Annotated in this window: 8 protein-coding genes; 3 read left to right on the forward strand and 5 right to left on the reverse strand. The window is 65.6% G+C overall.

Going from position 1 to position 8,473, the window contains the following annotated elements; genetic code table 11:
• Nucleotides 1-80 precede the first annotated feature (80 nt).
• Nucleotides 81-1,925, reverse strand: coding sequence for a dihydroxy-acid dehydratase (ilvD, locus tag EN780_RS21150; protein ID WP_128275217.1), 1,845 nt, complete (start codon nucleotides 1,923-1,925; stop codon nucleotides 81-83).
• Between the two features lie 245 nt (nucleotides 1,926-2,170).
• Here ilvD and EN780_RS21155 point away from each other — a divergent pair, with 245 nt between their 5' ends.
• Nucleotides 2,171-2,641, forward strand: coding sequence for a VOC family protein (locus EN780_RS21155; protein WP_127282467.1), 471 nt, complete (start codon nucleotides 2,171-2,173; stop codon nucleotides 2,639-2,641).
• A gap of 85 nt (nucleotides 2,642-2,726) precedes the next feature.
• On the opposite strand, the gene EN780_RS21160 is transcribed toward EN780_RS21155, so the two are convergent.
• The 4 genes from EN780_RS21160 to EN780_RS21175 all read right to left on the reverse strand — a co-directional run bounded on the left by EN780_RS21160 (nucleotide 2,727) and on the right by EN780_RS21175 (nucleotide 5,583).
• On the reverse strand, nucleotides 2,727-4,319 hold the full coding sequence (locus EN780_RS21160; protein ID WP_128275218.1) for a peptide chain release factor 3: 1,593 nt from the start codon (nucleotides 4,317-4,319) through the stop codon (nucleotides 2,727-2,729).
• A gap of 104 nt (nucleotides 4,320-4,423) precedes the next feature.
• Nucleotides 4,424-4,666, reverse strand: coding sequence for a DUF1127 domain-containing protein (locus tag EN780_RS21165; RefSeq protein ID WP_128275219.1), 243 nt, complete (start codon nucleotides 4,664-4,666; stop codon nucleotides 4,424-4,426).
• Nucleotides 4,667-4,751: 85 nt separating this feature from the next.
• Nucleotides 4,752-5,285, reverse strand: coding sequence for a hypothetical protein (locus EN780_RS21170; RefSeq protein ID WP_128275220.1), 534 nt, complete (start codon nucleotides 5,283-5,285; stop codon nucleotides 4,752-4,754).
• 16 nt (nucleotides 5,286-5,301) lie between these two features.
• A complete protein-coding gene (locus tag EN780_RS21175; RefSeq protein WP_128275221.1) occupies nucleotides 5,302-5,583 on the reverse strand; it encodes a DUF4242 domain-containing protein in 282 nt (93 codons plus the stop codon).
• Between the two features lie 196 nt (nucleotides 5,584-5,779).
• Here EN780_RS21175 and EN780_RS21180 point away from each other — a divergent pair, with 196 nt between their 5' ends.
• Together EN780_RS21180 and EN780_RS21185 are read left to right on the forward strand one after the other, a co-directional pair.
• Complete coding sequence (locus EN780_RS21180; RefSeq protein ID WP_128275222.1) at nucleotides 5,780-7,597, forward strand: winged helix-turn-helix domain-containing protein; 1,818 nt, start codon at nucleotides 5,780-5,782, stop codon at nucleotides 7,595-7,597.
• Between the two features lie 71 nt (nucleotides 7,598-7,668).
• A partial coding sequence (locus EN780_RS21185; RefSeq protein WP_133372660.1) for an FAD-dependent oxidoreductase occupies nucleotides 7,669-8,473 on the forward strand: 805 nt, incomplete at its 3' end.

The raw sequence follows: 8,473 nt of genomic DNA on the forward strand, positions 1-8,473 counted from the left end.
GGTGGGGGTCGGCGCCGCCCCCCACCCGGACCTTCGGTCCGACCTCCCCACAAGGGGGAGGTAGGGGTCGCAGCTTAACCCTACTCCGGCACTTTCCGCACCGCACCCTTGTCGGCGCTGGTGGCGAAGGCGGCGTAGGCGCGCAGCGCGGTCGTGACCTTGCGCTTGCGCTTTTCCTCCGGCTTCCAGGCATCCGCGCCCTTCGCCGCCATGGCGGCGCGGCGGGCATCGAGCTCGGCTGCGCTGACCGCGAGATGGATCTTGCGGTTCGGGATATCGATCTCGATCGTGTCGCCTTCCCGGACCAGGCCGATCAGCCCGCCTTCGGCGGCTTCCGGCGAGACATGGCCGATCGACAGGCCCGACGTGCCGCCGGAGAAGCGGCCGTCGGTGATCAGCGCGCAGGCCTTGCCGAGGCCCTTCGACTTCAGATAGCTGGTCGGATAGAGCATCTCCTGCATGCCGGGGCCGCCGCGCGGACCCTCATAGCGGATGACGACGACATCGCCGGCCTTGATCTCATTGCCGAGGATCGCCTTGACCGAAGCGTCCTGGCTTTCGAACACGCGCGCCGGGCCGGTGAACTTCAGGATCGACTCGTCGACGCCGGCGGTCTTCACGATGCAGCCGTCGAGCGCCAGATTGCCTTTCAGCACGGCAAGGCCGCCATCCTTGGAGAACGGCGTCTGGGCCGAGCGGATGACGCCCGTTTCACGGTTCGTGTCGAGGTCGTCCCAGCGGCGGTCCTGGCTGAAGGCGACCTGCGTCGGCACGCCGCCGGGGGCGGCGAGGAAGAAGTCGCGCACGTTCTGGCTGGAGGTGCGGGAAATGTCCCAATGGTCGAGCGCCTCTCCAAGCGTCGCCGTATGCACGGTCGGCAGGTCGCGGTTGATCAGCCCGGCATTGTCCAACTGGCCGAGGATGGCCATGATGCCGCCGGCGCGGTGGACGTCCTCCATGTGCACGTCGGACTTGGCCGGCGCCACCTTGCAGAGCACCGGCACCTTGCGCGACAGCCGGTCGATGTCTTCCATCGTGAAGTCGACCTCGCCCTCGTGCGCCGCGGCCAGGATATGCAGAACCGTGTTGGTCGAGCCGCCCATGGCGATGTCGAGCGCCATGGCGTTCTCGAAGGCGCCCTTGGAGGCGATGCTGCGCGGCAGGGCGCTTTCGTCCTCCTGCTCGTAGTAGCGCTGGGCGAGGTCGACGACGAGATGGCCGGCCTCGACGAACAGGCGCTTGCGGTCGGCGTGCGTTGCCAGCGTCGAGCCATTGCCGGGCAGCGACAGGCCGAGCGCCTCGGTCAGGCAGTTCATTGAATTCGCGGTGAACATGCCCGAGCACGAGCCGCAGGTCGGGCAGGCCGAGCGCTCGATGACCTTGACGTCCTCGTCGGAGATCTTGTCGTCGGCGGCCGCGACCATGGCGTCGACGAGGTCGAGCGCCTGCGTCTTGCCGGCCAGCACCACCTTGCCGGCCTCCATCGGTCCGCCGGAGACGAAGACGGTCGGGATGTTGAGGCGCAGCGAGGCCATCAGCATGCCGGGGGTGATCTTGTCGCAATTGGAGATGCAGACCATGGCGTCGGCGCAATGGGCGTTGACCATGTATTCGACGGAGTCGGCGATAAGCTCGCGCGACGGCAGCGAATAGAGCATGCCGTCATGGCCCATGGCGATGCCGTCATCGACGGCGATGGTGTTGAATTCCTTGGCGACGCCGCCCGCCTTCTCGATCTCGCGCGCCACCAGCTGGCCGAGATCCTTCAGATGGACATGACCGGGCACGAACTGGGTGAAGGAGTTGACGACCGCGATGATCGGCTTGCCGAAATCCGAATCCTTCATGCCGGTGGCGCGCCACAGGCCGCGGGCGCCGGCCATGTTGCGGCCATGGGTGGTGGTGCGGGAACGATAGGCGGGCATGCGATTTTCCTTAGCTGGCTGGCTGCACCCGGTACGGAGCGCGGCGGCGCTGAATTCAGGTCGCAGGCGTTATAGACGCCGAAGCCTGGTCTGGCCACAATTTTGCGGCGCGCCAGATTTTCCAGGAAAATTCGATGCCATTGTCGGATCGCGCGCCGCGCGGCCGTCCTTGGACAGACGGCACGGAATGGCACCATTCCCGGAGTCAGCCGTTTCATCGTAAGAAGCAACCCGAGGAGCACGAGATGCAAAAGATCACCACCTGCCTGTGGTTCGACGATCAGGCCGAAGAGGCGATGAATTTCTACGTGTCCATCTTCAAGAATTCGAAGGTGCTGAGCGTGATGCGTTGGCCCGAAGGCCACGCCGATGAAGGCAAGGCGCTGGTGACCACGTTCGAACTCGACGGCGTGCAGTTCCAGGCGCTCAACGGCGGACCGCAATTCAAGTTCAACGAGGCGATGTCACAGTCGATCGACTGCAAGACGCAGGAAGAGGTGGACTATTTCTGGGACAGGCTCATCGAAGGCGGAGGCGAACCGTCGCAATGCAGCTGGCTCAAGGACAAGTTCGGAGTGTCCTGGCAGGTCGTGCCGGAGCAGTTGCCGCGGCTGCTTCTGGACCCGGACCGGGCCAAGGCCGGCCGCGTGATGTCGGCGATGATGGAGATGAGCAAGATCGACATCGCCAAGATCGAAGAAGCGGCCCGAGGCTGAGTGAAATCTCAAACGCCGGCGCCGCCCCTCATCCGCCCTTCGGGCACCTTCTCCCCGTGAACGGGGAGAAAGGAAAAAGGAGTGACTACGCCGCCTTGTCGCGGACCTGGTAGTCCTTCACCGCGGCGAAGCGGATCGCCTTCCAGCGCTCGGCTTCGTAGTTGAGCGAAAAGGCGTGCTGGGCGAGGAAGACCGGATCGTTGTCGAGATCGCGGGCGATGTCGCCGCGATGCGCTTCGATGAAGCGCTGCACCTCCGCCCTGTCGTCGGCCGAGATCCAGCGGCAGACGGAAAAGCGCGACATTTCGAAGTCGACCGGCAGCGTGTACTCGATGTTCAGCCGTTCCTTGAGCACGTCGAGCTGCAGGGCGCCGACGACACCGACGATGGCTGGCGAGCCGTCCTCGGGCGAGAACAGCTGCACCACGCCCTCCTCGGCCATCTGGTGCAGGGCTTCCTTCAGCTTCTTGGCCTTCATGGCATCGCCGAGGCGGACGCGGCGCAGGATTTCCGGAGCGAAGTTCGGCACACCGCGGAACAAGATCTCCTCGCCCTCGGTCAGCGTGTCGCCGATGCGCAGCGTGCCGTGGTTGGGGATGCCGACGACGTCGCCGGCGAAGGCCTCGTCGGCGGTGACGCGGGTGCGGGCGAAGAAGAACTGCGGCGCCGACAGGCTCATCGGCTTGCCGGTGCGCACCAGCTTGGCCTTCATGCCGCGCTCGAGCTTGCCCGAGCAGACGCGCACGAAGGCGATGCGGTCGCGGTGGTTGGGGTCCATGTTGGCCTGGATCTTGAAGACGAAGGAGGTCATCTTCTCCTCCGTCGCCTCGACCTTGCGGCTGTCGGCCTCCTGCGCGCGCGGCGGCGGCCCGAAGGCGCCGAGCGCCTCGATCAGGTCGCGCACGCCGAAATTGCGCAGCGCCGAGCCGAAATAGACCGGCGTCAGATGGCCCTCGCGGAAGGCGTCGATGTCGAGGGGTCTGCACGCTTCCCGCGCGAGCTCCAGCTCCTCGATGAAGGCTTCCCGCTCATTGTCGGGCAGCAGCCCGGCAACGCGGTTGGAATCGGGACCGTTGACCGGCGTGCGCTCCTTCTCGTCATCGCTCTTGCGCACGGCGTTCAGCGCCAGATGGTAGGTGCCCGAAAAGGTCTTGCCGCGGCCGATCGGCCAGGTGACAGGCGCGGTGTCCAACGCCAGCTTCTGCTCGATCTCGTCAAGGATCTCGAAGGGATCGCGGCTCTCGCGGTCCATCTTGTTGACGAAGGTGATGATCGGGATGTCGCGCAGCCGGCAGACTTCGAACAGCTTCAGCGTGCGCGGCTCGATGCCCTTGGCGGCATCGATGACCATGACGGCCGAGTCGACCGCCGAGAGCGTGCGATAGGTGTCGTCGGCGAAATCCTCGTGGCCGGGCGTGTCGAGCAGGTTGAAGACATTGTCCTCATACTCGAAGGTCATCACCGAGGTGACGACCGAAATGCCGCGCTCGCGCTCGATCTTCATCCAGTCGGACCGGGTCTGGATGCGGTCCTTCTTGGCCTTGACCTCGCCGGCAAGCTGGATCGCGCCGCCGAACAAAAGCAGCTTTTCGGTGAGCGTGGTCTTGCCGGCGTCGGGGTGGGCGATGATCGCGAAGGTGCGACGGCGCGATACCGCGTTTTCGATGTCTTCTGCCAAGTCGTGGAATCCTGTCTGTGGCGCGGGCTTCTAGCAGCGCTTTTCCGGCCTGTCGACAGTTTCGGGCCGATCGGTCCGAGGCGACCGGAAATCGGCCGCGCAGATCAGTTCCACAGCCAGCCGCGACCATCCTTGCTGCCGTAGCGGGTGACCAACGCGATCTCGGAGCGATCGATGCCGATGTCGCGCAGCAGGTGGTCCGGAAATTCGTGAAGCCGCGCCCGGTCCCTGCGAATGCGGATGATGCGGGCGAAGGCTCCGATACCGAAACGATCGATGGCCGTCACGAAGAAGCGCCAGCCGAAGGGCCGATCGACCGTGAATTCCAGTTCTTCAAGGGATGACATTGTCGTGTTTCCTTCTGTTTGAACGATGGGAGATCGGGAGGGCCATGCAATGACCCTCCCGATGCGGTGCCGGGTCTTGGCTGCGTCAGGACTGATCGTTGGCGCAGCTCACATAGGGGTTCCAGTCGGCGAACATGCCGGCCGGATTGTGCCGCCAGTGCCAGACATGCAGCTCGTAGTAGGGGTCCACCGGATGGACGCCCACGGTCGTCTTGCGCTGCAGGGTGCGGCCGAGGAACTCGGGAACGCCCTTGCCCTTCCAGTCCTTCTCGAAGACGATGTATTCCATGCCGACGAGCTGCGTGGAGCCGTCCGGCTCCGGCTCGTAGGTCAGCACGTCCGGCTCGGCGAGCACGAGCTTGCCATCGCCGGCACGGCCCGGATGGATGAAGTGGACCCCCATCGTGCCGTGCTCATCATGTGTCGTGCATTCGAAGAGCTGCTGGTAGCCTTCGGCCTTGGCGACCTCGATGTTGACGTACCTGGCCGCCATTTCCCGAGACCGGTTGAGCACCGGATCCGGCGTATCATGGGCATCCGCGGTGCCGCAGGCGAGCGCGGAGGCCCAGATGGCGCCGGACAACGCCGTGCCGAGGACGAGATTTGCGAAGAGTTTCACCACCCGTGCCTCCCCGTCAGGCGCTGGCGTGCGCCGTCGTCGGATCGAACAGGCGCTTCACCTGCGTGATCTTGGTGGCCGGGAAGCCGCTCATCTTGGCGTGGCGCTGGATGATCGCCTCGTCCTTGGCGAGATAGAGGCAGAAGGTCTTGTCGTCGGTGACGAACGACTCCACCCACTGGATTTCGGGACCAAGTTCGGCGAGGACGGCGTTCGAGGCCTTGGACGCGTCGCGGAGCTGCTCGCGCTCAAAGGTGCCGACCTTGGGAATGTCCCGTTCGATGATGTACTTCTGCATTGTCGTAGTCTCCTCATCTTGGCTTCAAAAGCCGGCTGGCGGCCCGACCAGGTCGCTGCCGGTGACATGCCTGGGGTTGCTGGGCTAAAGTGCCGCTTGGCTCGCCAGGCACGGGAAGAATGACAGGAGGGGCGGCCGACAGTCCTTACGCCGCGCTTATCTTCTCCTGATCCTTTGCCCATTGTCGTTGGAGGGAATGCTGCCGATGGGGGTCTATTGCTTCGGCGACTTCGAGCTGAACGAGGAATCCCGTGCCCTTCGCCTCGCCGGCAGGGAGGTCGAGGCGCAGCCGCTGGTCTTCGACTTCCTCGCCATGCTGCTGCGAAATCAGGAGCGGGCGCTGAGCAAGGACGAACTGCTCGAAACGCTGTGGCCGGGCGTCACGGTGACGGAGGCCTCGCTGCAGCGCGTGGCGAGTCTCGCTCGCAGCATCCTTCGCCAGGGCGGAATTGAAACGGCGCTGCGCAACCTGCCCCGGTTTGGCTACCGGATCTACCTGGATTCACCTGCCGCTCCGGAAAACAAGATCGTTCCGGCCGGCGAGGTGAGCAAGCCTTCGAGCCCCGGCTCGCCAATCCTTTTGGCACGCGCGGCCGTTGCGGCCAGAAAATGGCGTGAGGCCGCGGCCTCCTTCGCCGAAGCAGACTCCACCGACGAGTTGTTGACGGCCGATCTCGAAGAATGGGCCTTGGCACTGGAGTGCATGGGACGGCCGGCGGAAGCCATTCCGCTCCTGGCGCGCGCGGTGACGGAGTACGGCGTCGCCGGCGAACGCCTGCGCGCGGCTTCTCCGGCAATCACCCTTGCCATGATCCATCTGGAGAGAGGAGAGCTTGCCGCCGCCAATGGCTGGCATAAGCGTGCCGCGCAGTTGATCGATGGCGCCACCGAGAGCAGGGAGCATGGCCTCTGGTGCTGGATGGGCGCGCGCATCAAGGGCGCGGAAGCCGAGCCGGAGCACGCGCTTGCGCTCGCCGAGCAGGCTTTCGAGGTCGGCAAGCAGCTCGAGGATCCGGTCGTCGAGTCGCTCGGTCTCATCTATCGCGGCTTCTTCAAGCTTTGCCTTGGGGAAACAAGGTCCGGGCAGGAAGACCAGGATTTTGCCGCAGCCCTTGGTCTCTCCAGCGATGTCGACCCGATCGTCGGCGGTATCCTCTACTGCAACATTCTCTGGGCCTGCCGAAATTTCGGCGACTGGGCGAGAGCCAACCAATGGACCCTCAGCTACGAGGGCTGGTGCAGAGGACACGGGCTGGAGGAACTCACGGGCTCGTGCCGGCTGCATCGGGCCGAGGTGCTCGGCGTCCATGGCACGCTGAAAGAGGCGGAGACGCTGGTGCGTGCCGCGCTCGACCAGCTTGCGCTCGACGCGCCTTGGGCCACTGGCGATGCGCTGCGCGTCCTGGGTGACATTCATCTTGCCGCCGGCGATTTCGTCGAGGCAGAAACAGCCTATCGCGCGTCCCACGCCGCGGGCTGGGACCCGCAGCCCGGCCTTGCGTTGCTGCAGCTCGAGCAGGGACAGGCGGAGGCCGCTTTCAGCGCGCTCGAGCGGTCCCTGGTTGGGAATCGCTGGCCAACCCTGCAGCGGCGCGGCATGGTCCTTGCCACGCTCGCCAAGGTGGCGGCGCGGACCGATCGGCTGGAGCGCGCGAAGCAGGTGATCGCCGAACTGGAAAGCGAGCCGCACCGTTGGCCGATGGCCTCGATCCGGGCGCTGACTGCCGAGGCCAAGGCGGAACTGTTCATGCGGGAAGATCGCCTTGTGGAAGCGGCGTGGGAGCTGCAGACCGCATGCTCGCGCTGGGCCGAGATCGGCTCGCCGACCAGCTGCGCGGATGCCAGGCTTTCGCTCGCGGCGCTGCTCATCCGGCTGGGTGACCGCACCGGCGCGGAGCTGGAGCTCGGCACGGTGCTCGCGGTCGCGAAGAAAGTCGACTCGCCGCGCCTCATGCGGCGGTACGACGAGTTGAAAGGGCTGCTCGCCGGCGCCAAGAGAGAGGCGCTTGGGTAGCGCATAGACGCCTTCTCGCTTGAGGTTGGCTCGGTGCGATGGCATGACGGGAAACCCCAATGGAGCCCGGCATGAGCAGCGCGAAAGAAGTCATCGTCATCGGCGCCGGCATCATCGGTGCCTCGATCGCCTGGCATCTGACGGGAGCCGGGGCGCGGGTGACGGTGATTTCGGATAGCGGCGCGGGTGGCGTCGCGACACCCAATTCGTTTGCCTGGATCAATGCCAGCTGGGGCAACCCCGAGACCTATTTCCGGCTGCGCCGGCGCGCCATGGCCGAATGGACAAGGCTGGCGAAGGATCTGTCCGACCTGCCGCTCGCCTGGTGCGGCGGCCTGTGCTGGGACATGCCGGCGGACAGGCTCCAGGCTTACGCGGCCGAGCATTCCTCCTGGGGCTACGGCATCGAGCGCGTCGGCCGTGATCGGATGGCCCGCATCGAGCCCAATCTTCCCGAGCTTCCGGAGCTTGCGCTCTATGTGGCGGAGGAAGGCGTCGCCGAGCCGGTTGCCGCCACCAGGGCGCTGCTGGCCGATGCCGAGCGGCGCGGCGCGAAGTTGGCAGCCGGAACCGTCACCGCCCTGGTGCGATCCAATGGCAAGGTCACGGGCGTGGAGATGTCCGGCGAGAAGCTTACCGCCGACGAGGTGGTGATCGCGGCCGGCGCCGGAGCTCCGGGGATCGCCGAAACAGTCGGGGTCAAGCTGCCGATCGAAACACCGCCCGGGCTGATCGTCCATTCGCGCCCTTACAAGAAGCTGCTCAACGGGCTGGTGCTGGCCGAGCGGCTGCACATGCGCCAGACGGCCGAGGGACGGATCATCGCCGGCTCGGATTTCGGCGGAGCCGATCCGGGCGAGAATGCGGAGGGCACGG

It is taken from the genome of Mesorhizobium sp. M4B.F.Ca.ET.089.01.1.1, from assembly GCF_004022605.1.
GTDB lineage: Bacteria > Pseudomonadota > Alphaproteobacteria > Rhizobiales > Rhizobiaceae > Mesorhizobium > Mesorhizobium abyssinicae.